Raw genomic sequence first — 26577 nt, 5'->3', positions numbered from 1 at the left:
GAAACTGCTTGTGAACGGACGCTGGCCCTCCATGCTCCTTGCCCTTGCGCTCCCGGCTCTCCCCATCGGCTGCTCCGCCGATGAGAAGCCGTCTGCGCCTCCCTCTCCCCCCGCGCCCACGCGACAGCCAGAGCCTCGCGCCCACCTCAAAGAGGTGCACGGCGATGTGAAGCTCAAGCGCGCCACCGGGGACGAGTGGCTCGCCGCCAAGGAGTCGCTGCCTCTCTTCGAGAATGACAAGGTACGCACCGCCGCGGGCGCGAGCGCTCGCGTCATCTTCCCCAATGGAGGCATGGTGAACCTGGGCGAGGACGCGCTGATCGCCATCTCCGAGACGCGGCTCCGGCCCGGCCAGGAGCGGACGGACCTCACGGTCATCAAGGGGCAGGTGGACGCGGCGCTCGAGACACCGGCCACCCAGTCTCTGTCCGTGTCCACGCCCGCTGCCACCGTCCAGGCCGGAAGGGAGATCGTGTTCCGATGAGCAACGCCCTCCTCCTCCTTGTCTGGCTCGCGGCCACGCCTCCTCCGGAGCGCGAGGTCGTGGTGAACGAGCGCGAGACCCTGAGCCAGGTCGCCGCACGCGCGCTCGGAGACCCCAAGGGCGCCAGTGAGCTGCGAGCGCTCAATGGGCTCACGTCCGATACCGTGCCCGCGGGCACCACCCTGAAGCTGCCTCCCGCGGAGGATCGCAACCGCGCCCTGAGCGCGCTGGCCGCGGCCCGCACGGCGGTGGCCCAGGCGGATCGCAACGCCGCCCGGCGCGAGGAGGCCTCCGCCAAGCTGCAGGAGGCCGAGACGCACTTCCAGGCCGCCGACTACGTGTCCGCGGCGAAGACGGCGGACAGCGCATGGGCCCTGCTCTCTCCGGGCGCGGGCCAGCCGTCCACCTTCAGCGTGAAGGTAGAGGAGAGCGGCGCCACCACCGTCTCCGTGCAGACGGGCCCGCCAGTACGCGTGCGTGCCGAGGACAAAACCCAGCCGGTGAACCCGGGCGAGGTGGTGCGCATCGCCAAGGGACAGGCCCCTCCGGTCCCCGAGGCAGTCCTCGTGGCGCCGCAGCCCCGCACACCCACGGATGGGTTCCGCTTCAAGTTCCCCCCCGTCAAGGGCCAGTCCGGCCTGGGGCCGGTGACGCTGGCGTGGAACGCGGTGGCGGGCGCCAAGTCCTATGAGGTGGAAGTGTTTCCCGCGAATGGGGAGCCTGTGCGCAGCACCGTCCCTACCGCGCAGTGGAAGTTGCCGCCGCTGCCTGCCGGCCGTTATCGATGGACGGTGCGCGCACTGAGCGACATCCAGAAGTCGAGTGCCTCCACGGAGCGGCTCTTCGAGATCGTCGAGGACAAGGTGGCGCTCCAGGTAGGGAAGACCGACTGGAAGTAGTCCGGGGAATGACCAACCGTGCGCCTCTTCAAAGCCATCCTCCTGCTGATGTTGGTCGCGAGCATCATCCCCACGGTGATGGTGGGCTGGCTGTCCGTCTCCCACACCCGTGAGCTGCTGGTGCGTGATGCCCAGGAGCTGGCGCAGGAGCACGTGAAGCAGCTGCGCCTCAAGCTGGGAGAGCTCCTGTCCGAGCCCACCCAGCCCGTGCTGGCCCTGGCCAACACCGCCTTCTTCTCGCGCACGGAGGTGGAGCAGCGCGCCCTGCTGGCCTCCGTGCTGATCCAGCGCCGCGAGGTGCTGGCCATCACCGTCTTCTCTCCGCAGAAGGAGCGGCTGCCGGGCCTGCAGGCCTTCGCGGTGAACGACATTCCGCCCACCGCCGTGGCCGAGCACGAAGCCCGCGCGCTTTCGCTGATCGAGGGCCTCACCGACGTGCGCTACTCGGAGGTGGCGCACCAGGGTCCACAGGGACTGCCGGTGCTGACCATGGCCTTCCCTCTGGGCGATCCGGTGAAGGGCTACATCGCCGTGGACTTCTCGCTCACGGCCATCCAGAAGCTCATCCAGAAAGAGCGGCTGGGCTCCAGCGGCTTCTTCTACGTGGCGGACCAGCACGGCCACGTCGTGGCGGGAGGCACCGCTCTCAATGGTGAGACGAACGTCTCCCACCGGGGCCCGGTGGCCCACCTGCTCCAGCAGATCGCCCAGTCCCAGAGCCCGGACATCGAGCACTTCCACGTGGGCAACTTTGGCACGGGCAAGGAGGCCGTCGTCGCTGCCTATACGCACATGCCGGGCGTGAACTGGGGCATCGTCTCCGAGCAGCCCGTGGTGCAGGCCTACCGCCAAGTCGAAGCCATGGAGCAGCGCATCCTCCTGGGTCTGGGCGCCGCCATCCTCGTGGCATGCGTGCTGGCGGCTACCTTCTCGCGCAACCTCACCCGCCCGCTGAAGAACTTCACCGCCCAGGCCATGGAGCTGGCCAACGGCCAGTTCGGCGCCGAGGTGCACATCCGCCAGAAGAACGAGCTGGGCGAGCTGGCCCAGACGTTCAATTACATGAGCAAGCAGCTCATGGCCTACGACATGGAGAACCGCCGCCTCTACGAGAGCCTCGAGCAAGGCTACCTGGAGACGATCGTCGCGCTGGCCAACTCCATCGACTCGAAGGACGCCTACACCCGCGGCCACAGCCAGCGCGTGGGCGATGTGGCGGTGGAGATCGGCAAGGAGCTGAACCTCCCCGAGCGCCAGCTCAAGACGCTCCAGTACGGCGGCATCCTCCACGACATCGGCAAGATCGGCATCGTCGAGTCCATCCTCTGCAAGCAGTCCCGGCTGACGGATGCGGAGATGGCCATCATGCGCGAGCACCCGGCCATTGGTGACTCCATCATCGCCCCGGTGACTTTCCTCGCCGGGGTGCGCTCCTGCGTGCGCAGCCACCACGAGCGCTGGGATGGCACCGGCTACCCGGACAAGCTCAAGGGCGAGGAGATCCCCATGCTGGCCCGCATCGTCGCCTGCGCGGACACCTTCGACGCGTGCACCTCCACGCGTCCCTACCAGAAGGCCATGCCACTGGAGCAGGCCATGCAGATCCTCGACAAGCTCACCGGCGCCCAGTTGGATCCTCAAGTCGTGGCGGCACTGCGCGCCGTGCTCCAGAAGAAGGGCGTCCGCCTGGAGGGCCACCGCCAGCCGGTCAAGCTGGCCTCGTGATCCGAGGTCCCTCGCCTGAGGCCCCGGTGGATGCTACACACCGCGCAACGCTGCTCTGGCTTCGGAAGGTGAATCGTTGAGCTTCTGGGATCGCATCAAGCCCGCCCCCAAGCCCGTCTCCGCCACGGACGTCCAGCTCGCGCCGGATGCCTCGGCGCTGAGCCTCACGTGGGAGGACGGGGCGCGCACCTCCGCCAGCGCCCAGGTGCTGCGCCAGCAGTGCCCCTGCGCCGCCTGCGTGGATGAGTGGACCAACCGCCGCACGCTGGATCCGGCCCGCGTCCCCGCAGACATCCGCATCCAGGCCCTGCAGCCGGTGGGCAACTACGCGCTCACCCTCACCTTCACCGATGGGCACGGCACCGGCATCTACCCGTGGCCCCTTCTGCGGGAGATCACCCAGCCCCAGGGCTGAGGTCTCGGGAGGCCCGCTGTGAACGAACGTTACCGGCTCGTGCGGCCTCTGGCCTCGGGAGGCATGGCCGAGCTCTTCCTGGGCATCGCCCGCGGCGCCGAGGGCTTCGAGAAGCCCGTGGCCATCAAGCGCATCCTCCCGTACCTCGCCAAGGACGAGGCCGTCGCGAGCATGTTCGTCGCCGAGGCCCGGCTCGCCACCCACCTGCAGCACCAGAACCTCGTCAGCGTCTATGACGTGGGCAATGACGCCACCGGCCTGTTCCTCGTCATGGAGCTGGTCAACGGGTGGGACCTGGGAGTGCTCGTCCGCCACCTGAAGCGGCGCAACGCCCGCCTCCCGCCACACCTCGTGGCCTTCATTGGCGCTCAGGCGCTCGCGGGGCTCAGCCACGCCTACCGGCGCACGCACAACGGGCGTCCGGTGCTCACGGCCCACCGCGACATCTCCCCGTCCAACATCCTCATCTCGCGCGAGGGCGAGGTGAAGCTCACCGACTTCGGCATCGCCAAGCTGGAGGGCGTCTCCCACGGCACCCAGCCCGGTGTCTTCAAGGGCAAGCCCTCCTATGCCGCGCCCGAGGTGATTACCGGGGGCGCCGCCACCGCCGCCAGCGATCAGTTCTCCCTCGGCATCGTCCTCTACGAGCTGCTCGCCGGCCAGCACCCCTTCAGCACCTCGACCGAGGCCATCATCGTCGCCATGGCCATCGCCAGTGGCACTCCGCCTCCGCTCACGGAGGTGCCGGCGCCGCTGGCCGAGGTGGTGATGCGCTCGCTCGAGAAGGCCCCCGAGGCTCGTTTTCCTCAGCCCGAGGCCATGGCGGAAGCGCTCGGACGCTACCTGGCGCGAGCCGGTGAGCCCGGCTCCTCTCACACGCTGGCCGCCTTCCTCGCGCAGCAGAACCTGCCGCTCACCCTCCTCGAGCAAGCCCAGGCGGCCAAGGCCTCCGAGCCCGCTCGCGCCCCGGCCGCTGCGCCGCAAGCTGTCGCGGCTCCCCCTTCCCCTCCTCCAAGTCCGCCCGCACCTGAGACAGGACGCCGGGTGCCCGAGCCCACCTCCGAGTGGGCCCTGCCTGCCGGCAGCTCGGAGCTGAGCAGCAGCGGCCGGCTCGTGTCCCCCGCCCCCATTCCGGGGCCCGTCCCCCGCACTCCCACCCCGGGGCTCGCCCCAACCCTGCTCAAGTCTCCCTCGCAGCCGTCCCTGAAGACCATGCCCCCGCCCCAGGCTCCCGCCGAGGCGCCTGCCGCACCGCCGACGGATTTCCGCTGCGTGCGCTGCGGCTCGCCCCTGCCCTCCGCCTACGCGCCGTGCGATGCCTGCGCCTCGGAGTTGACGATGCCCGGAAACGCGCCGCTCCTGGCCTCTCCCAGCGTGCTGGAGACCCCGGCGGAGAGGCTCGAGCTCGAGACGCGCGAGGCCCGCGAGGAGACGTTCTGGGAGCACAAGCCGAGCAGGCCCTGGGGCCGGTGGGCGCTGCGCCTCGCCGTGGTGGCAGGACTCGGAGCGGGCGGTTTCTTCGCCTGGCCTCATGTCCAGCGCCTGCTGCCGAGCGCCGAGCGCGCGATGCGCGGTGCCCTGTCCGAGCCCTCGAAGCCTCCGCCGCTGGTCATCAACAGCGAGCCCAGCGGCGCCCGGGTGGTGCTGGGTGGAGAAGACAAGGGCACCACGCCCTTGCTCATGGACAACAACTACCCGCCCGGCGAGGAGATCACCGTCGAGCTGACCCTGAAGGGCTACAAGCCGTGGAAGAGCACCTTCCCCGGCAACGCTCCGGCCCAGTTCGACGTGGAGTTGCGGAAGCAGCGCTGAGCCGCCTCACTTCACCAGGCGCAGGTGGCCCTTGCGAGGCGGAGGCGGATCCTCCGGTGGGCCCTCGGGCGGCTCGGCGTCCTTCTCGGAGGGCACCTCGCGGAGCACCGCACGCGGACGCGCCTCGGCCGGAGGCGGTGCAGCGGGAGCCATCTCAGGTGTCGACACCTTGGTCGTCACCTGTGCCTGCTGGAGGATCTCCTCGGGCAGATCATCCGCGTACATCCAAGCCAGCTCTTTGGTGACATGGCTGGCGATGGCGAACAGCGCGGACCAGGGCACAGCGATGGTGAAGCGCGTGCCCGAGAAGCTCAGCGTGGAGCGAACGCCCCAGTCGCTCACCGAGAGATCCGGAGGGTCGAACCGGTACGAGAGGTTGAGCCGCAGGTGGTGCTCGTTGCGCAGGTGAGCGGGGACGAGCACCCCGGGGCGGCGAGCATCCAGGTGAATCATCACCATGCCCTGCTCGAGAGCCGCCAGCAGCAGTTCCTTCTTATCGGGACCCTTTGTCTCCATCTGTCCGCAGCGGCGTGGGCGGCGCGATCAGCGGCGTCGCGACTCTCGCTCCATCTCCCGCTTCGTCTCCCGTTCCTTGATGTCCTGCCGCCGGTCCTCGTGTGTCTTGCCTCGGCAGAGCCCCAGCTCCACCTTGGCTCGCCCGTTTTTGAAGTACAGCACAAGCGGGATGATGGAATAACCCCGCTCCCTCACCTTTGCCGTCCAGCGGTCGATTTCCGCACGATGCATCAACAGCTTACGGCCCCGCGTAGGCTCGTGGGTGAAGAGATTCGCGGGTTTATACGTGCCAATGTGGGCATTGAGAAGATACAGCTCGGTGCCCTTCGGGAGCGCGTAGGCGTCCGAGAGGTTGGCCGTGCCGTCTCTCAAGGACTTCACCTCGCTGCCCTGGAGCTGGAGGCCCGCCTCCACCTTCTCGTCCACGGTGTACATGGCGCGGGCCTTGCGGTTCTCGGCGATGATCTTCACGCCCTCCTGCGCTCCCACTCCACCCTTCGCCTTGCCACCGGCCATACGCGCGTCCCCTAGCCTCCAATGGGCTGGTTGTCGATCAGCCGCGTGGTCCCACAGAAGGCAGCCACCAACAGGCGGGCGGGCTGGCTGGGCTGGACGCTCGCGACAGGCTTGAGGCGTTCAGCATCCACCAGTTCCACGTAGTCCTCCCGGAGATCCGCGGCGCGCAGCTCCCGACGGACCGCTTCGGTGAGCGCTGACGCCTCGGAGGTGCCGGAGCGGTACAGCGCCTGGGCCGCTCCCAAGCCACGCGAGATGGCAAGCGCCCGCTTCCGGTCCTCAGAAGAGAGGTACGCATTGCGAGAGCTCATGGCCAGCCCATCCGGCTCGCGCACGGTGGGCATGCCCAGAATCTCCACGCCCAGGTGCAAGTCCCGGTTGAGTGCCTTGATGACCTGAAGCTGCTGGTAGTCCTTCTCGCCGAAGAGGGCCACGTCCGGCCGGAACATGCACAGCAGCCGGGTGACGATGGTGGCCACGCCTCGGAAGTGTCCGGGGCGGCGCTCGCCGCACAGCCCCTGGCTGACGTCCGTCACCTCCACGTACGTCTCGTAGCCGGGCGGGTACATGGTGCTCGCCTCGGGAGCGAAGACCACGTCCACCCCCGCGCTGCCGCACTTGGCCAGGTCGCCCTCGAAGTCCTTCGGGTAGCGCGAGAGGTCTTCCTTGGGACCGAACTGGGTGGGGTTGACGAAGATGGAGGTGGCCACCCCGTCCGCCCGCTTGCGCCCTTCGCGCATGAGCGAGAGGTGGCCCTCGTGCAGGAAGCCCATGGTGGGCACCAGCGCGAGCCGGCGCCCGGCCCGGCGCAGGTCCGCCGCCCACGCCTGGACTTCAGCCACAGTGCGGAGAACCTGCGGAGCCATGGGGGTTAGACCGGAACGCCGTAGATGGGGCCGATCTTCTCACCGCCCTCGGCGGGCTCCGCCTCGGAAGAAGTGTGCGTGTTGGAGGCCACCAGCCGCAGCGTCTTCGAGTGGAAGGAGTGATCGTCGTCCGGGAAGGAGCCGGCGCGCACCTCGTTGAAGAAGGTGCTGGCCGCCCCGGTGATGGAGCCGTGCAGGTCCGCGTAGCGCTTCACGAACTTGGGCTTGAAGTCCGGGTTCATGCCGAGCAGGTCGTAACAGACGAGCACCTGCCCATCGCACTCAACTCCGGCACCGATGCCGATGGTGGGGATGCTCAGGCGCTGCGTGATCTGCCGGGCCAGTTCCACCGGCACGCCCTCGAGCACCAGCGCGTAGGCGCCCGCACGCTCCAGCGCGAGCGCGTCCTGAAGAATCTTGCGAGCGGCCTGCTCGTCCTTGCCCTGCACCACGTAGCCGCCCATCTTGTGCACGGACTGAGGGGTGAGCCCCAGGTGCCCCATGACGGGGATGCTCGCGCGGGTGATGGCCGCCACGGTGTCGGCGAACTCGGCGCCGCCCTCCAGCTTCACGCTGCCCACGCCGCCCTCGGCCACGAGCCGGCCCGCGTTGCGCACCGCCGCCTCGACAGAGGTCTGGTAGCTCATGAAGGGCATGTCGCCCACCACATGGGCCCGCTTGGCGCCCCGATTGACGGCCACCGAGTGGTAGATCATCTGCTCCATCGTCACTGGGAGCGTGGAGTCATGTCCCTGGACGACCATGCCCAGTGAGTCACCGACCAGCAGCACATCCGCGCCGGACTCGTCGAGGAGCCGCGCAAAGGTGGCGTCATAGGCCGTGACCATGCAGATCTTCTGGCCGGCCTGCTTCAGTCGCTTCAGCGTGTGGATGGTGACCTTGTCCTTCACGGTTCACCTCCTGTGGGGGAGAGGGTTGGGGGGTACCGCGGTGTTGCCACCTCTCGCCGTCCCGGGGGGATCGCCGGAGGTGTGCCCCTACTCTAACGCCCTTGGGGCTCCTGTGGGGAACCCTTCTCAGGCAGACGAGCAGACGCCGGGTCCTTACGGCCGCTTGGCTGGGTGTGGATCGTAGTGGTGGATGCCGTCCTGGCGGGCCTTCTTGATGGCGTTCATCAGGCCCTCGCGATCGGCCTCGTTGTTCACGAAGTCGATGTCCGAGGTATTCACCACCAGGAGCGGTGTGTCGGTGTAGTGAGCAAAGAAGTCGTTGTAGGCGTGCACCAGCTCTTCGAGGTAGGTGGCGTCGAACTTCCGCTCGAACTCGCGGGCGCGCTTCTTGATGCGGTGCAGGAGCACGTCCAGGCGGGCCTGGAGGTAGATGACGATGTCCGGCTTCGTCACCCGGGGCCCGAGCGCATCGAACACCCGGTCGTAGAGCGCCAGCTCGTGCGAGTCCAGCGTGAGGCAGGCGAAGATGCGGTCCTTGGCGAACAGGTAGTCGCTCACCGTGACGGCGCTGAACAGGTCCTGCTGGAACAGCTCCTGCTGCTGACGGAAGCGCGAGAGCAGGAAGAAGATCTGCGTCTGGAACGCATACTTCGCCCGGTCCGTGTAGAAGCTGGAGAGGAACGGATTCTCCTCCACCACCTCCAGAATCCGGCGCGCTCTGTAGCGCTCGGCCAGGAGGTTGGAGAGGCTCGTCTTGCCCACACCGATGGGCCCTTCCACGACGATGTACCGGTAGTCCATCCGCGACAGGCGGATAGCACAGATTCTGGAAGCGTGCCTGCTTGACGGTCCGGGGGGCGTTTCCGTACGGTGCCCCGCCATTCCAACGAAGTGGGTCGGGGTGCGTCGGGAGATGAGCGGACGTCAGCGGGCGAAGACGGTGGTGAAGTTGGAGGAGCGCAAGCAGGCCGCTCGGCCCAAGGCGCGGACCCCACCGCCCGTGGAGTCCGATCCACGCTATGGCGTGGTGCTGCTCAAGACGGCGCTGGAGCTGAAGCGGCGCCAGGACGGCACCGTGGAGGAGATCCTCCGGGAAGTCCTGGCCCGCATGCGCATCCCTGAGCACGAGTTCCGGGCGTTCCTGGAGCAGCGGGAAGACCTGCTCAAGGCCATGGGGATGAAGTAGCGCGCTCCCACGCGGAATGAGGCACCTCAGCTCGGGCGCTGGAACACGAGCGACACGTTCGTCCCGCCAAACCCGAAAGAGTTGCTCATCACCGCGCTCACCCGCTTCTCTCGCGCCACCTTCGGGATGCAGTCGAGGGTGATGCGCGGATCCTGCCGGTCGAGGTTCACCGTCGGTGGGAGCATTCCTCGCTGGAGCGCCAGCACGCTGATGACGGCCTCGGCCGCTCCCGCCGCGCCGTTCATGTGCCCCGTCATGGACTTGGTGGAGGAGACGGCGACCTGACGGGCCGCCTCTCCAAAGACACGGGTGATGGCCTCCATCTCCAGCGCGTCCCCAATGTCCGTCGACGTGCCGTGGGCGTTGATGTAGCCGATGTCCGCGGGCCGGAGCCCCGCATCCGCGAGCGCCAGCCGCATGCTGCGCTGGGCTCCCTCGTGCTCGGGCGCAGGCTGCGTCACGTGGTAGGCGTCCGAGCTGGCACCGTAACCCGACAGCTCCGCGTAGACCTTGGCGCCGCGATCCCGCGCGTGCTCCCACGTCTCCAGCACCAACATCCCAGCGCCCTCGGCCACCACGAAGCCGTCGCGATCCACGTCGAAGGGACGACTGGCGGCCTGGGGCGCGTCATTCCGCGTGGACAGCGCCTTCATCGCGGCGAAGCCTCCCACGCCCAGGACGGTGATGGGGGCCTCGGCACCTCCCACCACCGCGGCGTCGAAGTCTCCCCGCTGGATGCCTCGGAGGGCCTCGCCGATGGCGTGGGCGCTGGTGGAGCAGGCGGAGTTGGAGGACCAGCTCGGCCCCTTGATGCCGTGGCGCATGGAGATGTAGCCCGGCGCAAGGTTGATGATCATCTGCAGGATGAAGAACGGGCTGATGCGATCCGGCCCCTTCTCCAGCACCTTGCGGTAGGTCTCCTCGAGGCTGCCGATGCCTCCAATCCCCGAGCCGACGATGACCGCGGTCCGCTCGGCATTCTTGGGGGTGATGGCCAGGCCCGAGTCCTTCAAGGCCATGTCCGCCGCGCCCACCGCGAACTGGGCGAAGCGGTCCATGCGCCGCAGCTCCCGCTTGTCGATGAAGTCCTCGGGACGGAAGTCCTTCACCTCGCCGGCGATGCGGCTGTCCAGACCGCTCGCGTCGAAGAGCGTGATGGGCCCCACCCCACTCTGGCCCTTCACGAGCGCTTCCCAGCTCTTCTCCACCCCAGTGCCACACGGGCTGATGAGGCCTAGCCCCGTCACCACGACGCGCCGCTTCTCCATCGGTCTGCTCCCCTCTCACTTGCCCTGAGTGATGATTTATATTATGTCCATCATTCTATCAGGGTACTCACTGGGGCGCCCGAATTGTTCCCCAGAGATGATGCCCATCATTCCAAAGGCAAGGAGCCCATATGAGCGAGGGGAGCGCGCAGCGCACACGGACCGTGACGTGGAAGGACTACCGGGAGGGAGTCACTGCGGCGAAGCAGCTCTCCGGGCTGGAGTACCTGCGGGCCATGCAACGAGGCGAGTTGCCCGGCCCTCCCATCGCCGAGCTGCTGGGGATGGGCCCCTCCGAGTTCCAGGAAGGACGCGCCGTCTTCACCGTGGAGCCGGCCGAGTACCACTACAACCCCATCGGCACCGTGCACGGCGGGCTGGCTGCGACGCTGCTGGACTCGGCGATGGCGTGCGCGGTCCATAGCACCCTGCCAGCGGGCGCGAGCTACACCACGCTGGATCTGCACGTGACCTTCGTGCGCCCCATCACCCACGACACGGGGCGGCTGACTTGCACCGGGGAGATCATCCACCTGGGAGGCCGCATGGCCACCGCGCAGGGCCGGGTGACGGATGCCTCCGGAAAGTTGTACGCCCACGGCGTCACCACCTGCATGATCTTCCGGCCGTCCGGCGCTGGAACCTGAGAGAGGGAGGTCCCCATGCGGTATGGCCCCGAGCAGAAGCCCTCCACCCGTGCGCGCATCCTCGCGGCCGCCGACGCGCTCTTCCGGAAGCAGGGCTTCGCGGGCGCCAGCGTGGAGCGGGTGATGCGCGCCGCGGGCCTGACGGTGGGCGGCTTCTATGCCCACTTCACCTCGAAGGAGGAGCTGCAGCGAGAGGCCCTGCGGAGCTTCCTCCAGCAGAGCAAGGAGCGGTGGGTGGCGGGGCTCGAGGAGCTGCACGGCCCCGAGTGGCTGAGCCACTTCGTCCGCCGCTACCTCACCCGCCAGCGCCGCGATGATCCGCAGGGGGGCTGCATGATGCCCTCCGTCCTCTCGGACCTCACTCGGGCCGCTCCGGAACTTCAGGGCACGCTCGCCGAGGGACTCGATGCGCTGGTCCGCGAGGCCCAGGCCCACCTGACCGACGAGCAGGGCGTCACGGCTCGGCAGAAGGCCCTGGCCAGCGTTGCGCTGTGCTTCGGGGCCTTGACGCTGGCCCGGGCGACCTCCTCTCAGCCCCTCTCGGATGAGGTGCTTCAGGCGGCCCGGGCGCTGCTGCTGGCGAAGGGGGAGGAGCCCTCCCCCACCCCTCCGCCCCGCTGAGTTACTGCGCGGCCGAGCCGAGGAACGCGTCGAGCACAGCCTTGCGGTGCGGCAGGAACACATTCACCAGCGCCGGAGAGAGGCGGTGCCGCGGGCCGTCCGGGCCCTGATCGGTCTGCTCGGAGATGTGGGTGAAGTCCAGCGAGGGCGGCCAGCGCAGCCCACCGCCCAGGTCAGCCCCGTTGCTCAGACGGTGGCAGCCCGCGCACGAGAGGGACATGGCGCGCGCCACAATCTGGTTCGGCGTCAGCGTGCTGCCGATGGCGTTCAGCTGGTTCTGGATGTTCGTGCGCAGCGGGCTCGGGCCCGTGCCGAACTGGTTCACGTAGTGGTTCTCCATCGGGTTCTGCTCATCGGACTGGCCGCTGTTGAAGGCGTCAGGCACCGAGAAGCCGAAGCCGTTGATGTTGTTGACGGCCAGGCTGGCCACCTGGGCCGGGAAGATGGCGCTCTGGAAGTCCGCGGCCCGCGCGTGCGAGGACGAGGGGTTGAAGAGTGCACCGCCCGGGTTGGTCTTCACCGTGGACGGGATGAACTGGACGGAGCAGGGGCTCGTAGCGCAGCTCTTCTGAAGCTTGAACTCGCGCAGCATCCACGCGGGCTGCATGAACTGGTTGGTGCGCACCTGGCCCGTGTTGCTCGCGCGGCTGCCCAGGTTGTCCGTGTGGATCACTGGCATGAAGCCCGGGAGCCCGTTGAAGTAGAAGCTGCGCAGCTTGTCACCCCGCGAGTTCACGTCCGCGTCCGCGGTCAGCCCGCTCCAGAAGTTCGCCACCGGGCGGCAGCCCTCGAGACCCTGCTCCGGCGTGGGGTTGGGCAGCACGGCCTCGAAGATGAGGAACAGCCGGTCCTGCGGGTTGGTGAGGCCCGAGCGCTTGGCGAAGACGATGCGGTACTCGCCGCAGTTGGCTCCGTGGGTGGGGGCCAGATCGAAGCGGTTGAAGAGCCCCACGGGGATGAAGGAGTTCGGGTTGCCAGCGGGGTTGGTGAAGGGGTCCGCGTTGGCCAGGTTTCCCTCGGCTCGCGGGCACGTGTACGGGAAGCCGTTCATGTTGGCCACGCCCGGGCTGTCGCAGTGCGGTCCCGCCCCGAGCCCTGGAGCCGGCCGCTGCGTGTCCCACCACTGCCGGAAGAGGTTCAGCGCCGTGGTTGGCACGCCGCTGGTGCCGACGAGCTGGTCCATCACCGCGATGAAGGTGAACTTGTTGAGGATCGCGTCATCCGTCACGGCGAGGGAGCGCTGGGGATCCACTCCGCTGGTCGGGGGCGGAGGCGGCGGAGTGGGGTTCGGTCCGGTGGGAGGAGGAGGAGGAGGAGGAGGAGGAAGCGCCATGCCGATGCCACCGCGATCGGGCTGATTGGGGAGGGCGTTGCCTAGCGCGGGATCCTCGGCTGCGGGGGTCTGCTCCGTGTCGGCGGGGGTGCCACAACCGCTCATCCACGCCAGCACGAGGGCTCCCACCACTGCGGCTCGGCTCTTCTCGATCAGGCTCTTCATGGCTCGTCTCCTCACGTCTCAGGTGTCTCTGGAAGGAGCACCCGGGCCGTGCTCCTGCGGACGAGCTTGAGCAAGGCGCGCGCCAGCCCCTGCGAGCCACGGTGAGCCGGTGGTTTCGCGCGGTTACGTGTTCAGCGTGTGCAGGGGACTGCGAGACCCGCAGATGCCACTGCGGATTCCGCATGTGAGTCTGCAGAGCCGGGTCAGAAGGCCTCACCCAGGTTCAGATAGAAGAACAGGTCGCTGCCGTACGCGACGTCGAGCCGGAGGTTCACCGGCACGTCCTTCATGGGCGCCAGACGCAGGCCCGCCCCCGCCGCGGGTTTGAGCCCGGACAGCATCGCGGCGTCCAGGTTCCGGCCCACGTTCCCCACCGAGGCGAATACGACGCTGCCCACGCGCCAGAAGAGCGGAGTGCGGTACTCGGCCTGCAGCGCCAGGTGCTGCCTGTCACGGAAGCGGCCTTCATAGTAGCCGCGCATCATCTCGCCGCTGCCGAGCTTGCCGGTGTCGTAGAACGGTGGCTCGCCTCCGCGAAGCTCCAGGAGCGCCTGCAGCGCAAGCACGTGCCGGGCATAGGGCATCGTCCAGTAGGTGCGGCCGTCGATGCGCAGCAGGTTGAACTCCGTGGTGGAGCCCAGCGCCCGCCTGGCCATGCGCGCCTGCGCGCGGATCAGCGAACCACTTCGAGGGTAGAGCGTGCTGTCTCGCGTGTCCCAGAATGCCGAGACGCCCAACTGAACCGTCGTCCCCCCGCGCTCCCCCGTCACCTCGCCCCGATCCAGCAGCCCTCCAGGAAGCTGCCCGGCCACTCTGGCGATCTGGAGGCGGCCACTGGGACCGACATAGAGCGCCGGGAGCACCCGCCACTTCGGACTGAGCTCAAGCTCATAGTAGGTGGGTGAGTAGGGCTCCTTCTCGCTGGCACGCGTGTCGGAGCCCACTCCGAAGAACTGGTCCGGAAATCGGGCTGCGCTGAGGGTCCCTCCCAGGTGCAGCCGGTCCTCCCAGGCGTAGACGTCTGACGAGAGGCTCAGGGTGAACTGCTTGCGCACGCTCGCGGCGCCCGCCAGGAGGAGCTGCGACTCCCGGCGCCCACTGTCCTTGGGCGGCTGGTACACGAGCGCGGCCGCGCCCCCCAGCAACCAGCTCGTCTCCGGCTGGTAGGCCGGGAGCGCGAAGGGCACCACGTCCAGCGCCCCGTCCACCCGCGCGTCCGCAGCCGCCGGCTCCTCGGCCCCGGCGGTGACACACCACAACAGCAACACGGCGATCGATCGCTTCATCTCAGCCCCTCTGGCGCTCAGACGTTCTCGTCGAGCCAGTCGAACAGCCGCTGCGCCGCGAGCGCGCCCGCCCCCGCCTGGCAGTGCAGAGGCGCAGCGTCCTCCTCCGTGAACTCCATGAGGTGCTTCGGCCCCTTCAGCGCGTCGTACAGCTTGCGCGACTGCCCCGGGCTCGCATCCTCCGCCGTGCCCTCCATGATCAGCACGGGGCAGGTGATCCGATGGACGACGGGCTCGTTGTCGAACTCGGAGAGCTTCTGGAAGACCTCCGCCGGAGACGAGGCCCCATGCTTCCACTGCACATCGCGCAGCCAGTACGCCGCTGTCGGCCACCCGCTCGCGAGCCGGTGGATCGCCTTGTCGAACAGCTCGGGCTGCGAGCGGAGCAACGAGATGACACCCGGGATGAAGCGCTCGAAGTGGCTCTTCATCGCTTCCCACCAGCTCAGGACGCCCGGGTTCGCGATGCACAGGGCGATGCGCTTGTCGAACGCCGCCGCACGCGGGGCCAGGGCGCCCCCGAAGGACAGCCCCATCAGGAGGATCCGCCGGGGATCCACTCCCGCCAGCCGCTCCGCGACATCGATCACCGGGCTCACCACGCGCTCCCAGTCAGGCCGGAAGGCCAGCCCCTTCTCGCGCAGCGCCCGGCCCTGCCCCGGCCCATGGAAGATGAGCGCGTGATAGCCGCGCTTGATGGCCCCGTCGTAGACCCAGCGCGTCTCCTCGGGCCAGGCGTGCAGCCCCTGATGCAAAACGAGGATCGGCGCGGAGGGCTTCGCGTGCGGCGAGCGGATGAAGTAGCCGGGCAGCGAGCTCCCTTCGTACGGGATTTCGAGCGGCTCCGCCGGGTAGCCCAGCAGGGCGTTGGACTTCTCAAAGGTGGCCACGGCCCGGCGCGTTGCCTCGAGGAGCCGTGGGTCGCCGCGGCCGGTGTAGTGCATCGTCGCCGCGCGGTAGTAGTTCGCGGCGCGCCTATAGGTCTCTCCCGCGCTCAGAGCGTGGCTTCGACCTTCGGCGGTCTCCGCGAACCGGTGAACCCGCTCCGCCGTCTGGAGCCAGGCGGCGAACCAGCTCTCCTCCTCTCCAGGACGGATGCGCTTCGCCGTCTCGAGGCACTCGCCGATGTCGCTCATGCCGGTGGTGGCGTGACCGAGAAACCACAGCAGCTGGTTGTCCATCAGGCCGTCGCCAGTGAAGCGCAGGTCGTACCAGGCGTCGCTGCGAGGCTTGATCCCCGGAACGTCCTCCGGTGCGGCACTGCTGGCCCGCTGGATCCCTAGCGCAGCGAGCGCTCCCCCCAGGAACAGCCCTGCCCCACCGAGCGCCTGGCGCCGAGAGGGTCGTCCAGATGCCTTCCCGTCCGAGTCAGTCTCTTTGTTGCTCGAATTCATCGCATCACTCCCAGGTTTAAATCAACAGATTTAATCGGCTGATTGAACACCGGGGCATGCGATAGGTGTCACCTGGACCGAGTCCTTCCTGGGGTTTGCCTTCATGGCGGAAAAGAATCCGACCGTCCGTGCCCGGATCCTGGTGGCGGCGGTGACGTGCATCGAACGCGCCGGACTGGAGGCCACGGGGATCCGGGAGATCGCGCGCGAGGCCGGAGTGAACAGCGCCGCGATCAACTACTACTTCGGAAGCAAGGAGCGCCTGATCGCGCTGGCGTTGGAGAGCACGCTGGATCAGGCCTTCGGTGAGGTCCTCACCGACTTCGACACGCAGCGCGCGAGCGGGCTCGAGGTCCTGCCTGCGCTCGCGAAGGTCCTCGAGGACTACCTGGTGCACTCGACCCGGTACCCTCGCATCGCGCACGCGCACCTTCACGATGCGCTGGTCAAGCAGTCCTACGAGGGCCCGGCGGTGAAGCGGCTCAATGCGTTCCTGGAGGAACTCACGCTGCGCGTCGCACCGGCCGCGCCTCACCTGTCCGCCGAGGAGCTGCGCATCACCCTCGCGCAGCTCTGGGCACCGCTCCTGACGCTGGGGATGCTTCCGGGGCTCTTCTCCGCGTTCCTGCCGCTCGACTTCACCCAGGAAGCGGATCGCCGCGCCTGGGTCCAGCGGCTTCTGAAGGGACTGGAGCGGTAGGAGCTCGCAGCCCAGGCTGCGCGTTCACAGGTTACTGAGGCACCGTCACGCCACCGTCCATCTTCGGGAGAGAAGGTGTTCCGCCATCTCCGACGCCTCCGTCCTGTCGCCTCCACGGTAGCCCCTGCGCGGAGGTGCCCGGCGGAGCCACCACGGCGCCGGAGAGGTCCAGTTCCCTCGTCCCTGAGCTCACCCCTGCATCTATGACAGTCGGGGCAGGACTCCTCCCTCCAGGCTCTCCTGTGCGGAGCCGCCGCAGAATCCGGCCATCCACGCTGACCGCGTAGCGGATGCCCGAGTCCAGCATGAGGAACTGTCCTTCACACGCCGCAGGGTCCGCATGGATCTCAATGAAGATGACGTCCTCCTGGCGAAGCACCTGGTAGACGTAGGCATCGGGCCTGCTCCAGCACGGAGCCTCTTTTGAACCGGGAGCGAGGAAATCCTGGGTCGCCACCATGAGCGCCTGAAGTGTCACTCCCTCCAATGAGTAGGGCTTGCCGGCTCGGCCCACCACGGGAGCAGCCCCGAAGCTCTCCGGAAAGACGATGGACTCATCCTGCTCCAGCGGAGCCAATGGCGCTGCAGGGGTCCGCGCGCAGCTCACGAGGGCCATCGTTGCCACGAAGAGCAGGTTTCTCATGGAGCCTCTCTCTTGGGGCAAGGAGCCCCCGCTGAAACGATGCTGGGGACCAGCGCCTCTCCGCTTTCATCGCCCGCCCCATTCGACTCAACGAGGTGAGTCTGCTCGCAGCAAGGACCGGGCTATCCGACTCAGCCCAGGCTACGCGTTCACAGGCCCCAGGGCGCGCTCCAGTGCGGCGAACTCCTGAGACGTGAGTGTCTCGGCGCGACGCATGGGGTCGATGCCAGCGGTCTCCAGCGCCTTCGCGTACTGCTCGGGCGAGGCCAGCGAGCGGTCCGACTTGAGCGAGTTCAGCAGCGTCTTGCGCCGCTGCGCGAACGCCGCCTTCACCAGCCGGATGAAGCGCTCCCCGTCCACCACCGACGCGCGCGGCTCCTTCAGCCGCGTCAGCCGCACCACCGCCGAGTCCACCTTCGGCGGCGGGTGGAACAGGTGCGCGTCCAACGTGAACAGGTGCTCGATGTCGAAGTACAAGCCCAGCAACACCGTCAGCAGCCCGTAGTCCCGCGTCCCCGGCTCCGCCGCCAGCCGCTCCACCACTTCCTTCTGCAGCGTGAACACCGCCCGCGACACCTGCGCGCGCTGCTCCAGTACCTGGAAGAGGATCGAGCTCGTCAGGTGGTACGGCAGGTTGCCCACCACCGCCACCTGGGGCACCCCCGCAGCCTCCGCGAAGTTCACCGTGGCCGCGTTCCCCGACACCACCTTCACCCCCGGGATCGCCTCCTTCTCCAGCACGGCGATCATGTCCCGGTCCTTCTCCACCGCCGTCACCTTCGCCCCCGTCGCCGCCAGGAAGCGCGTCAGGTGCCCCAGCCCCGGCCCCAGCTCCACCACGGGCTCGCCGTCGCGCAGCTCCAGCGCGCCCGCAATGTCTCGGAGCGAGGACTCATCTCCCAGGAAGTTCTGCCCCCAGCTGTACTTCGCGTGCAGCCCATGGCGCTTGAGGATGTCTCTCGGCGTCTCCACTGTCCCTCCCTTACATCCGCCACGCCGGATCCGCGGCGAGCTTGAAGTCCCCACGCAGACCCCGGCGCCAGGCCTCGTACCCGGCCACCGCGATCATCGCTCCGTTGTCCGTGCACAGCCTCACCGGTGGCAGGTAGAGCTTCAATCCCCGATCCTCCGCCCGCTCCAGGCACAACGAGCGCAACCGCGAGTTCGCCGCCACGCCGCCGCACACCACCAGCCGCTTCAGCCCCAGCCGCCGCGCCGCTGCCACGAACTTCTTCGACAGCGCGTCCGCCACCGCCTCCTGGAACGAGGCGCACAGATCCGCCAGCGCCTGCCCCTCTGGCACACCGTGCTTGCGCACGTGGTTCAGCACCGCCGTCTTCAGCCCCGAGAACGACACGTCAAACGTGTCCGGCTGCGGCAACGCTCGCGGGAAGTGGATGGCCTCCGGGTTTCCCTTCTGCGCCAGTTGGTCAATCGGCAGTCCACCCGGGTACGGTAGCCCCAGGATGCGCGCCGTCTTGTCGTAGGCCTCTCCCGCCGCGTCGTCGCGCGTGCTGCCCACCAGCCGGTAGCGCCCGTAGTCCTGCACCTCGTACAGGCTCGTGTGCCCGCCAGAGACCACCAGCCCGAGGAACGGCGGCTCGGGCGCATCCTCCAGCAGCCGGATGGCCAGCAGGTGGCCCTCCAGGTGGTTGGCTCCCACGAACGGTTTGCCCGTGGCCAGGCTCAGCGACTTGGCCACCTGCACGCCCACCAGCAGCGCACCAATCAGCCCCGGCCCCGAGGTGACGGCAATCAGATCCACGTCGTCCAGCGTCCGGCCCGCGCGCGTCAGCGCCTCGTGGAGCACCGGCATCACCTGGACGATGTGGTTGCGGCTGGCGAGCTCCGGCACCACTCCGCCCCAGCGCCGGTGGATATCCACCTGGGTGGAGACGACATCCGAGAGCACTCGCCGCCCGTCTTCCACGAGGGCGGCGGCGGTCTCATCACAGCTGGTTTCCAATCCAAGGACGAGCAAGGCAGTACCTTCCAGGCCAGCGAGGGCCCGAGCCCCCCGCCCCTAGTTGCTGCCCAGCTGCTTCAGCGCAAGGCGAACGTCGGGGGCGAACTTCCCGGAAGGCTCCAGCACAAGGTACTTCTTATAAGCCTGGACCGCTTGCTTATCCTGCTTCGTCACCTGGAGCGCCATGCCCAGCGCGAACCAGGTCCGGCCCGGCGCCTCCCCATCCTTCACCACGTCCTGCAGCAGCCGGGCCGCTTCCTTGTACGCCGAGTCGCTCGTGCTCCCCATCACCAGGGAGAAGCCCAGGCCTTCCTTGGCCTCGCTCGAGCCCGGCTTCGCCTTCAGGGCCTTGCGGTAGTTCTGCACAGCCGACCCATAGCGCCCCTTCACCACAGCCGCCCTCGCCTGCTTGATGGAGGTGGCGTACACGGCCTCCGGATCCACCGGCTTCGTGATGTCCGTCGGCGTGGCCTCAGTGGGATCAGGCTCGTCGGAATCGGGCGTCGCCGGCGTCTCCGCCACCGTCGGCTTGCCCGTGTCCTGGGGCGTCGCCGGCGGCGGGGTGGCCGTGTCCGGAGGCTTGGGCGTCTCCTGCCCCGGCGTCGGCGTCACGACTGCCTCCGGAGGCTTGGGCGTGCCCGGCTCGGTCCCAGCCGACTGAGAATCCGGCTGCGCAGGCTTCTCCGGCTGCTCCGTCGTGCCCGAACCCCGCGTCCCCATCACCACCGCGGCGACGGCAATGACCGCCACCACGCCCAGGCCAATGAACAGGCCCGTGCGCTTCGGCTTCACCGCATTGGCGAGCGCCGCCTCGTCGATGTCTTCCTTCTTCGGCTTCGGAGCAGGCGCTGGCTCTGGCTTCTTGGCCGCTGGCTCCGGCTTCTTGGGCGCGGGCTTGGGGGCCGGCTCTGTCTTGAAGTCCAGCGTGGGCAGCGGCGGATCCTCGCGCTGCGGCTTCTGGGTCTCGGCCGGCGCCGCCACGGGCGTGAGCGTCGGCGGGGACGAAGGCGCATCGGCGGCCTTGTCCTTGTCCTTGTCCTTGGGCTTGTCCTTGGGCTTGGACTTGGACGCCTGCTCCGGCGCGCCATGCCCCGGATACGGCGGGAGCGCGAGCTGCGCGGGAGGCTCCGGCTCGGCCGGGCTCGGAGGCGGAGGCGCCGTCACCGGCGACAGTCCCGCCACCAGCGTCACCTCGTCCGAGGGCGGCGCGGGCGCGGGAGGCGGCACGGGCGGAAACGGGTCCGGCCCCACCGCGGCCCCACCGAAGATCGGCGGCTTGGACGGGCCACTCGGCGCCGAGGCCTCCGGCGCCGAGGCTTCCGAGGCGGTGCTGGGAACGGGCTCGGGCGCAGGCAGGGGCGAGGACGCAGGCGCTGCGGCACTCTGCCCCGCAGAGGGCCGGGCGGGAGACCAGGTGCTCGCCGAGCCCAGGCCATCCGTGTCCACTCGGCTCCAGTCCAGCAGCAGGCTGCGGCGCGCGTGCTCCTGGGCGCGGTGCGCGGGCGGAGGCTCCACGAGGAAGGAAGAGCCCTCGGCCGTAGGCGGCGGCACCGGGGCCACCGTCGGCATCTCCATCGTCGGCGCGTTGTACGGACGCTTGGGCTTGGGCTGGAACACCACCACGTTCGCCGGCTGCGGCGCGGCCGACGGCGGGCTCGCGGCGGGCTCCGGTGTGGCAGCCTGCACGGGCGCGGGCGGAGGCTCCGGCGGGGCGGCCTGCGCGGGCGCGGGCGGAGGCTGGGGCTGCTTCGCCTCGGCAGGAGGCAGCGGCGCCACTGCGGAAATGGGCGGAGGCGGCGGCACAGCGGCCGTGGCCTTCGCGGGATCCTCCACGGGCTCGCTCGAGGTCGGCGCGGGCACCGGTACCGGCGGCGCGGGAGGCACCGGCGGCGCGGCCGCGTGGAGCCACTCCTCGATGCCGGGCTTGCCGCTCTGGATGGGCTCCTGCGGCACGTTGCCCAGCTCGCGGATCAGCCCCTCGAAGTAGAGCTTGCTGATGATGCCCAGCGCGGCCAAGTCTTCGAAGTCCGAGTCCTCCACCACGCGGCTCAGCGTGCGCTTGCCGTCGAACAGGCGCAGCAGCCCGTTGACCTCGTCGGGGATCTCCGACAGGCGCTCGGCCAGCTGGTGGTAATCAATCTCGAATACCGTCTCGAGCGGCGGCAGCTGCTCGAGCATGCGGCCCCACTCGTCCAGCCGGCGCATGCCCTCCATGAGCAGGCCCTGGGTGGAGACCTCGATGCGCTCGGGCCGGTCCAGCGGGGTGAACTGCACCTCGAACTGGCCCTCGAACGTGTTCAGCATCCGGTAGAACGCGTTCTCGCCCTTGAGGCGCCCCAGCTCCGCGTCGATGACGCGGCCCTCCTTGAAGTAGATGGCACCGACGCGGTCACCCTGGATGTTGATGGTGCCCGTCTTGCGGCCGATCTCGAACGTCTGGACCAGATCCACCACGCCCATGTCGGCCAGGCTGCCGCCGAAGCCGCCCTTGGTCGTCTCCCGCTTCTCGATCCTCTCCTTCTCCGCCTTCTGGAGGATCATCTTCACGCGGGTGACGATCTCTTTGATGTAGATGGGCTTCGTCAGGTAGTCGTCGCCCCCGAGCTCCAGGCCGCGCACCTTGAACTCGACCGACTTCTGGTTCGTCAGGAAGACGAAGGGGATGTGCTTGAAGCGCTCGTCCGTCTTGAGCGTCTTGCACAGCTCGAAACCATCCATCTCCGGCATCTTCGTGTCGGCCAACACGAGATCCGGCGGGCTGATCTGGACCTTCTCCACGGCGTCCTTGCCATGGATGGCGGTCGTGACGGAGAAGCCCGCCTTCTTCAGGCTGACTTCCATCACGCGAAGGCTCTTCGCGTCACCATCGACCAGGAGCAGGTGCTGCTTGGCCACGATTGAGTGCCTTTCCCTACGGTCTCCAGCGCTGCGGACCAACGCCGAGGAGTCGCGGGATGATCATGCCCAATCTCCAGGCATGTCAATGGTTTGGCTGGGCCCCTCCCCCGCCTGCTCAGCAAGCGGATGTCAGGCTGCCTGGTGGGTGTTCAGCGGAAGAAACCCTTCTTGGGAGGAGGGGTGTTCTTCTTCCGCATCTCGATGAGGCGCAGTTCCTGATTGGCCTCCAGGTGCTTGGGGTTGGCCTTGACGGCGTCGCGGAAATGGCGCTCGGCCCGATCCATGTCCCCTTCCACGCGGGCGATCACCCCGAGCTGGTAATGCGCCCGGTCGCACGCGGCGTCCGCCTTGATGGCGTCCACCATCATCTGCTTGGCCTTGAGGACCTCCGCCTTGCGCTGCGGATCCATGTAGAGGGTCCACGCCAGCGCCGCCTGGTAGAGCGCCTTGGGCTCCAGCGCGTAGGCGCGCTCGAAGTGATCCGCGGCTGCGGCGAAGTCCCGCTTGCGGAAGAAGACCTCGCCCATCTTGAAGAGGTCCCCCGGGTTGGTGGCCGCGGTGCCTCGGCCCGTCGGGCTCATCCCGGACGCCGACGCGTGCGCGGGGACCTTGGGGGCCGCCGCCTTCTTGAGGCCCTCCAGGTATGCGGCGCGCTTGGTCTCGTCGTAGAGGATCTCGTAGGCCTCGCGGATGGCCTCGAAGACCGAGGTGATCTTCGGCGCCAGGTGCGGCAGCGAGGCAGGCAAGCGATCCGGGTGGAACACCTTGGCCAGGCTGAGGAAGGCCGCCTTCACTTGATCCCGCGGGGTCTCCGGCGTGATGCCCAGGATGGCGAAGTGGTCCCGCTTGTTCTGGATCTCCGCGTAGCGCTGCTCGATGTGCTGCGCCAAGCCCGAGTCCTCGGCCCCGAGCGGAGCCGCTCCCGCCGCGGCTGGGGCCGACGCAGGCGCAGACTCGGCCGCGGCGGGAGTGACCGCTACCGCGCCGACCGGAGCCTCCGGCCGAGCGCCCAGCGTTCCCATGTTCTCCATGGCACGACGCAGCAGGCGCTGGCGCCGCAACTTGGCTTCCTCAGAATTGGGATCTCCCGCCACGTCGTCCTCGTTGAAATCCCACGCGTCTAGATCGCCGAAATCATCCAGCCCCTCGAGTTCATCGTCCAGGGCCCCACCTGATGAGGTGTTCTGCGCAGTCTGGCCAGTTGCCGCGGCCTTGTCACCAGCAGGGGTTACGAAACCGCTTGGGGACAACGGAGCAGGCGCCGGAGCCTGGGCAACAGCCACCGCAGGAGGTTCTCCCACATTGGCCCCACTGGCGGGAGGCTCCGGCTGGATGAGCGACTCGAGGTGAGCATCCACCTTGTCCAGCGCGGCCTCGAAGGAGGCGGAGAAGTGGGTGGCGTCCTCGGCGGTGTCGAAGGTGACGATGCGCCAGAGATCGTTCTCCTCCGCAGGGGCCGGGGGACGCGGAGCGGGAGCCGCGGCAGGGGCCCGAGCTGTCATCCGAGGCGGTGCGGCCACGGTGGCGGGCGGCACCGGAGTGGAGGGCGGGGCAGGCACGGCCGAGGCGGCGGACTCGTTCTCGGGGACGAGGTCGCTCCACATGTCCTGCACCAGATCGAGCTCCGACACGGGCTCTGCATCCACGAGCGCCCCGGCAGCCGGGCTGGGCGTGGGGGCCGGTGAGGTCTGCGCGGAGGTGGCGACCGTGGAGGCCTTGGGGGCCAGGATGCGCTCCTCGGCGAGCCAGGGATCGATCGGATCGGTGATGGCGCGGCGCCGGGCCTCTTCCACTTCTTGGAGGAGTTCGGCATCCGCCTGCTGCCATGCCTGACGCAGTGCCTCTTTATTGTCCGAGAGCACCAGATCCTGCGGCTCGGACCCGGCCTGAGGGATGGCGTCGGACCAGGAGAAGTCGGCCATGGACTCCGCCACGGGAGTGGGGTCCGCGGGCGGCGCTGCGTCTTCGAGTTGTGCGGCCTCGGCGATCCGACGGGCCCTCTCCGCCAGACGGGCCTCCTTGGCGCGACGGCGCTCCTCTTCGCGGCGGGCCTCTTCGTCCTCGAAGGGCTCGGTGGACGGCTGGGGCAGTTCCTGCGGGATGGCATCTTCCCAGCGGATGGCTTCGGCGGCTTGGCGGGCCTCGGCGGCTTGGCGAAGCTCTTCGGCCAGGCGGGCCTCCTCCGCGCGCCGGGCTTCCTCCACGAGCTGGCCGTCTTCGGCCAGCCGAGCCTCTTCGCTCCGGCGGGCCTCCTCCATCAAGAGGGCCGCGTCCTCCAGATGGACCTCTTCGACTTGGCGCTCCTGTTCGGAGAGCGAGGTGTCCGCAGGGCTGGAGTCCTGCTGGGCGAGGCGGGCCTCTTCGGCGGCACGGCGTGCCTTTTCGGCCAGCCGGGCCTCCTTGGAGCGACGGCGCTCTTCCTCTCGGCGGGACTCTTCGTCCTGGAAGGGGTCGACAGGGGGCGAGGCTTCTTCCGAGAGGGCCTCCTGCTCGATCCGGGCGGCCTCGGCGGCACGGCGCGCCTTCTCGAAGAGCCGCGCCTGCTTGGCCTGACGCTGCTCCTCGAGGAGACGGGCTTCCTCGGTCTGGGCGGCCTCGGCGGCGATGCGGGCCTCCTCGGCGATGCGGGCTTCCTCTTCGAGCCGGGCAGCCTCCGCGGCCTGGCGCAGATCCTTCGCCAACCGAGCCGCTTCCGCCTTGCGGTGCTCCTCGGCGAGCCGAGCTTCCTCCGCCAGCCGAGCCTCTTCCGCCAGCCGAGCCTCCTCCGCCTGCCGGGCCTCTTCCGCCAGCCGAGCCTCTTCCGCCAGCCGAGCCTCTTCCGCCAGCCGAGCCTCTTCTGCCAGCCGGGCCTCTTCTGCCAGCCGAGCCTCTTCTGCGAGTCGGGCCTCTTCTGCCCGACGCGCCGCCTCAGCCAGACGTGCCTCTTCGGCCTGACGCGCCTCCTCAGCCTTGCGCAGTTCTTCGGCGAGACGAGCCTCTTCTGCGAGACGAGCCTCCTCAGCCAACCGAGCCTCTTCGGCGCGCCGAGCCTCTTCTGCCAGTCGGGCCTCTTCGGCGCGGCGGGCTTCCTCTACCAACCGAGCCTCTTCGGCCAACCGAGCTTCCTCAGCCAGCCGAGCCTCCTCCGCCAGCCGGGCCTCTTCAGCGCGGCGAGCCTCCTCCGCCAACCGAGCCTCTTCCGCGAGCCGAGCCTCCTCTGCGAGCCGAGCCTCTTCCGCGAGCCGGGCCTCTTCCGCCAACCGAGCTTCCTCAGCCTTGCGACGCTCTTCTTCAGCGAGCCGAGCCTCCTCAGCCTTGCGACGCTCCTCTTTGAGCTGAGCTTCTTCCGCAAGGCGAGCCTCTTCTGCCAGCCGGGCCTCCTCGGCCTTGCGACGCTCTTCTTCGAGCCGAGCCTCTTCCGCCAGCCGAGCCTCTCCCGCCAGCCGAGCCTCTTCGGCCAGCCGGGCCTCTTCCGCCAGCCGAGCCTCCTCAGCCTGGCGACGCTCCTCTTCAGCGAGACGAGCCTCTTCTGCCAACCGAGCCTCCTCAGCCAGCCGAGCCTCCTCTGCCAGCCGGGCCTCTTCCGCCAGCCGAGCCTCTTCCGCCAGCCGAGCCTCTTCCGCCAGCCGAGCCTCTTCCGCCAGCCGAGCCTCTTCCGCCAGCCGAGCCTCTTCTGCGAGCCGAGCCTCTTCTGCGAGTCGGGCCTCTTCTGCCCGACGCGCCGCCTCAGCCAGACGTGCCTCTTCGGCCTGACGCGCCTCCTCAGCCTTGCGCAGTTCTTCGGCGAGACGAGCCTCTTCTGCGAGACGAGCCTCCTCAGCCAACCGAGCCTCTTCGGCGCGCCGAGCCTCTTCTGCCAGTCGGGCCTCTTCGGCGCGGCGGGCTTCCTCTACCAACCGAGCCTCTTCGGCCAACCGAGCTTCCTCAGCCAGCCGAGCCTCCTCCGCCAGCCGGGCCTCTTCAGCGCGGCGAGCCTCCTCCGCCAACCGAGCCTCTTCCGCGAGCCGAGCCTCCTCTGCGAGCCGAGCCTCTTCCGCGAGCCGGGCCTCTTCCGCCAACCGAGCTTCCTCAGCCTTGCGACGCTCTTCTTCAGCGAGCCGAGCCTCCTCAGCCTTGCGACGCTCCTCTTTGAGCTGAGCTTCTTCCGCAAGGCGAGCCTCTTCTGCCAGCCGGGCCTCCTCGGCCTTGCGACGCTCTTCTTCGAGCCGAGCCTCTTCCGCCAGCCGAGCCTCTTCCGCCAGCCGAGCCTCTTCGGCCAGCCGGGCCTCTTCCGCCAGCCGAGCCTCCTCAGCCTGGCGACGCTCCTCTTCAGCGAGACGAGCCTCTTCTGCCAACCGAGCCTCCTCA

General features: G+C 68.7%; 24 protein-coding genes. 10 read left to right on the top strand and 14 right to left on the bottom strand.

The window, feature by feature from the left end:
- The first annotated feature begins 31 nt into the window (after positions 1 to 31).
- From DB31_RS43055 to DB31_RS43035, 5 genes are all read left to right on the top strand, one after another.
- Positions 32 to 484, top strand: coding sequence for a FecR domain-containing protein (locus tag DB31_RS43055; RefSeq protein ID WP_083969232.1), 453 nt, complete (start codon positions 32 to 34; stop codon positions 482 to 484).
- On the top strand, positions 481 to 1383 hold the full coding sequence (locus DB31_RS43050) for a LysM peptidoglycan-binding domain-containing protein (protein WP_044199505.1): 903 nt from the start codon (positions 481 to 483) through the stop codon (positions 1381 to 1383). Before DB31_RS43055 ends, DB31_RS43050 begins: the two co-directional genes overlap by 4 nt.
- 18 nt (positions 1384 to 1401) lie before the next feature.
- On the top strand, positions 1402 to 3108 hold the full coding sequence (locus tag DB31_RS43045) for an HD domain-containing phosphohydrolase (protein ID WP_044199502.1): 1707 nt from the start codon (positions 1402 to 1404) through the stop codon (positions 3106 to 3108).
- 76 nt (positions 3109 to 3184) lie between these two features.
- Entirely contained in the window at positions 3185 to 3523 is a 339-nt protein-coding gene (locus DB31_RS43040; RefSeq protein ID WP_044199500.1) for a DUF971 domain-containing protein, read from the top strand.
- A gap of 18 nt (positions 3524 to 3541) precedes the next feature.
- On the top strand, positions 3542 to 5335 hold the full coding sequence (locus DB31_RS43035; protein WP_044199497.1) for a serine/threonine-protein kinase: 1794 nt from the start codon (positions 3542 to 3544) through the stop codon (positions 5333 to 5335).
- Positions 5336 to 5341: 6 nt separating this feature from the next.
- Here DB31_RS43035 and DB31_RS43030 read toward each other — a convergent pair whose 3' ends face one another.
- The 5 genes from DB31_RS43030 to DB31_RS43010 all read right to left on the bottom strand — a co-directional run bounded on the left by DB31_RS43030 (position 5342) and on the right by DB31_RS43010 (position 8945).
- Positions 5342 to 5851: a ClpXP protease specificity-enhancing factor SspB gene (locus tag DB31_RS43030; protein ID WP_044199494.1), complete on the bottom strand. Its 510-nt coding sequence runs from the start codon at positions 5849 to 5851 to the stop codon at positions 5342 to 5344.
- Between the two features lie 27 nt (positions 5852 to 5878).
- Positions 5879 to 6367, bottom strand: coding sequence for an SsrA-binding protein SmpB (gene smpB / locus DB31_RS43025; RefSeq protein WP_044199492.1), 489 nt, complete (start codon positions 6365 to 6367; stop codon positions 5879 to 5881).
- Positions 6368 to 6378: 11 nt separating this feature from the next.
- Entirely contained in the window at positions 6379 to 7233 is an 855-nt protein-coding gene (gene panC, locus DB31_RS43020) for a pantoate--beta-alanine ligase (RefSeq protein WP_044199489.1), read from the bottom strand.
- Between the two features lie 5 nt (positions 7234 to 7238).
- Positions 7239 to 8144 (bottom strand): 3-methyl-2-oxobutanoate hydroxymethyltransferase, encoded by a 906-nt coding sequence (gene panB, locus DB31_RS43015; RefSeq protein ID WP_044199487.1) that lies wholly within the window; start codon positions 8142 to 8144, stop codon positions 7239 to 7241.
- A 153-nt stretch (positions 8145 to 8297) separates the two neighbouring features.
- Positions 8298 to 8945: a deoxynucleoside kinase gene (locus DB31_RS43010; protein WP_044199484.1), complete on the bottom strand. Its 648-nt coding sequence runs from the start codon at positions 8943 to 8945 to the stop codon at positions 8298 to 8300.
- Positions 8946 to 9057: 112 nt separating this feature from the next.
- On the opposite strand from DB31_RS43010, the gene DB31_RS43005 reads away from it, so the two are divergent.
- Entirely contained in the window at positions 9058 to 9330 is a 273-nt protein-coding gene (locus DB31_RS43005; protein WP_044199481.1) for a hypothetical protein, read from the top strand.
- Between the two features lie 26 nt (positions 9331 to 9356).
- Here DB31_RS43005 and fabF read toward each other — a convergent pair whose 3' ends face one another.
- Positions 9357 to 10598, bottom strand: a complete 1242-nt coding sequence (fabF, locus tag DB31_RS43000; protein WP_044199479.1) for a beta-ketoacyl-ACP synthase II — start codon at positions 10596 to 10598, stop codon at positions 9357 to 9359.
- A gap of 131 nt (positions 10599 to 10729) precedes the next feature.
- Between fabF and DB31_RS42995 the strand changes: the two genes are divergently transcribed.
- Together DB31_RS42995 and DB31_RS42990 are read left to right on the top strand one after the other, a co-directional pair.
- Positions 10730 to 11245 carry a PaaI family thioesterase gene (locus tag DB31_RS42995; RefSeq protein ID WP_044199477.1) on the top strand — a complete coding sequence of 172 codons (516 nt, stop codon included), beginning with the start codon at positions 10730 to 10732 and terminating at the stop codon, positions 11243 to 11245.
- A gap of 15 nt (positions 11246 to 11260) precedes the next feature.
- Positions 11261 to 11866 carry a TetR/AcrR family transcriptional regulator gene (locus DB31_RS42990; protein WP_044199474.1) on the top strand — a complete coding sequence of 202 codons (606 nt, stop codon included), beginning with the start codon at positions 11261 to 11263 and terminating at the stop codon, positions 11864 to 11866.
- A 1-nt stretch (position 11867) separates the two neighbouring features.
- Here DB31_RS42990 and DB31_RS49460 read toward each other — a convergent pair whose 3' ends face one another.
- The 3 genes from DB31_RS49460 to DB31_RS42975 form a co-directional block, all read right to left on the bottom strand.
- Positions 11868 to 13364: a hypothetical protein gene (locus DB31_RS49460; RefSeq protein ID WP_052420697.1), complete on the bottom strand. Its 1497-nt coding sequence runs from the start codon at positions 13362 to 13364 to the stop codon at positions 11868 to 11870.
- A 203-nt stretch (positions 13365 to 13567) separates the two neighbouring features.
- A complete protein-coding gene (locus DB31_RS42980) occupies positions 13568 to 14650 on the bottom strand; it encodes a BamA/TamA family outer membrane protein (RefSeq protein ID WP_240487267.1) in 1083 nt (360 codons plus the stop codon).
- A 17-nt stretch (positions 14651 to 14667) separates the two neighbouring features.
- Positions 14668 to 16044 (bottom strand): alpha/beta hydrolase family protein, encoded by a 1377-nt coding sequence (locus DB31_RS42975; RefSeq protein WP_044199471.1) that lies wholly within the window; start codon positions 16042 to 16044, stop codon positions 14668 to 14670.
- Positions 16045 to 16147: 103 nt separating this feature from the next.
- On the opposite strand from DB31_RS42975, the gene DB31_RS42970 reads away from it, so the two are divergent.
- A complete protein-coding gene (locus DB31_RS42970) occupies positions 16148 to 16744 on the top strand; it encodes a TetR/AcrR family transcriptional regulator (RefSeq protein WP_044199468.1) in 597 nt (198 codons plus the stop codon).
- Positions 16745 to 16775: 31 nt separating this feature from the next.
- Here the strand turns inward: DB31_RS42970 and DB31_RS42965 are convergent, their stop codons facing one another.
- The 5 genes from DB31_RS42965 to DB31_RS51090 form a co-directional block, all read right to left on the bottom strand.
- Positions 16776 to 17387: a hypothetical protein gene (locus DB31_RS42965; protein WP_044199466.1), complete on the bottom strand. Its 612-nt coding sequence runs from the start codon at positions 17385 to 17387 to the stop codon at positions 16776 to 16778.
- A gap of 141 nt (positions 17388 to 17528) precedes the next feature.
- Positions 17529 to 18359: a 16S rRNA (adenine(1518)-N(6)/adenine(1519)-N(6))-dimethyltransferase RsmA gene (gene rsmA / locus DB31_RS42960; RefSeq protein WP_044199463.1), complete on the bottom strand. Its 831-nt coding sequence runs from the start codon at positions 18357 to 18359 to the stop codon at positions 17529 to 17531.
- Positions 18360 to 18369: 10 nt separating this feature from the next.
- Entirely contained in the window at positions 18370 to 19368 is a 999-nt protein-coding gene (tsaD, locus tag DB31_RS42955) for a tRNA (adenosine(37)-N6)-threonylcarbamoyltransferase complex transferase subunit TsaD (protein WP_044199460.1), read from the bottom strand.
- Between the two features lie 42 nt (positions 19369 to 19410).
- Complete coding sequence (locus DB31_RS42950; protein ID WP_044199457.1) at positions 19411 to 22248, bottom strand: response regulator; 2838 nt, start codon at positions 22246 to 22248, stop codon at positions 19411 to 19413.
- A gap of 152 nt (positions 22249 to 22400) precedes the next feature.
- The gene (locus tag DB31_RS51090; protein ID WP_240487265.1) at positions 22401 to 24932 is read right to left on the bottom strand and encodes a J domain-containing protein; all 2532 of its coding nucleotides are present in this window, start codon (positions 24930 to 24932) and stop codon (positions 22401 to 22403) included.
- A gap of 21 nt (positions 24933 to 24953) precedes the next feature.
- Here DB31_RS51090 and DB31_RS50135 point away from each other — a divergent pair.
- Positions 24954 to 26577 (top strand): hypothetical protein (locus tag DB31_RS50135; RefSeq protein WP_205628664.1); only part of this gene is annotated, 1624 nt, incomplete at its 3' end.

The sequence above is a fragment of the Hyalangium minutum genome (assembly GCF_000737315.1).
GTDB classification, from domain to species: domain Bacteria; phylum Myxococcota; class Myxococcia; order Myxococcales; family Myxococcaceae; genus Hyalangium; species Hyalangium minutum.
This window is presented reverse-complemented; position numbering and strand designations above follow the sequence as displayed.

Coding starts and splice junctions, on each gene's coding strand:
- DB31_RS43030 (WP_044199494.1), bottom strand. CDS start 5,851: ATGGAGACAAAGGGTCCCGATAAGAAGGAACTGCTGCTGGCGGCTCTC.
- smpB (WP_044199492.1), bottom strand. CDS start 6,367: ATGGCCGGTGGCAAGGCGAAGGGTGGAGTGGGAGCGCAGGAGGGCGTG.
- DB31_RS42990 (WP_044199474.1), top strand. CDS start 11,261: ATGCGGTATGGCCCCGAGCAGAAGCCCTCCACCCGTGCGCGCATCCTC.
- panC (WP_044199489.1), bottom strand. CDS start 7,233: ATGGCTCCGCAGGTTCTCCGCACTGTGGCTGAAGTCCAGGCGTGGGCG.
- DB31_RS42965 (WP_044199466.1), bottom strand. CDS start 17,387: ATGAGAAACCTGCTCTTCGTGGCAACGATGGCCCTCGTGAGCTGCGCG.
- fabF (WP_044199479.1), bottom strand. CDS start 10,598: ATGGAGAAGCGGCGCGTCGTGGTGACGGGGCTAGGCCTCATCAGCCCG.
- DB31_RS43010 (WP_044199484.1), bottom strand. CDS start 8,945: ATGGACTACCGGTACATCGTCGTGGAAGGGCCCATCGGTGTGGGCAAG.
- DB31_RS42995 (WP_044199477.1), top strand. CDS start 10,730: ATGAGCGAGGGGAGCGCGCAGCGCACACGGACCGTGACGTGGAAGGAC.
- DB31_RS42970 (WP_044199468.1), top strand. CDS start 16,148: ATGGCGGAAAAGAATCCGACCGTCCGTGCCCGGATCCTGGTGGCGGCG.
- DB31_RS43055 (WP_083969232.1), top strand. CDS start 32: ATGCTCCTTGCCCTTGCGCTCCCGGCTCTCCCCATCGGCTGCTCCGCC.
- DB31_RS42975 (WP_044199471.1), bottom strand. CDS start 16,044: ATGAATTCGAGCAACAAAGAGACTGACTCGGACGGGAAGGCATCTGGA.
- DB31_RS43005 (WP_044199481.1), top strand. CDS start 9,058: ATGAGCGGACGTCAGCGGGCGAAGACGGTGGTGAAGTTGGAGGAGCGC.
- DB31_RS42980 (WP_240487267.1), bottom strand. CDS start 14,650: ATGAAGCGATCGATCGCCGTGTTGCTGTTGTGGTGTGTCACCGCCGGG.
- DB31_RS43050 (WP_044199505.1), top strand. CDS start 481: ATGAGCAACGCCCTCCTCCTCCTTGTCTGGCTCGCGGCCACGCCTCCT.
- DB31_RS49460 (WP_052420697.1), bottom strand. CDS start 13,364: ATGAAGAGCCTGATCGAGAAGAGCCGAGCCGCAGTGGTGGGAGCCCTC.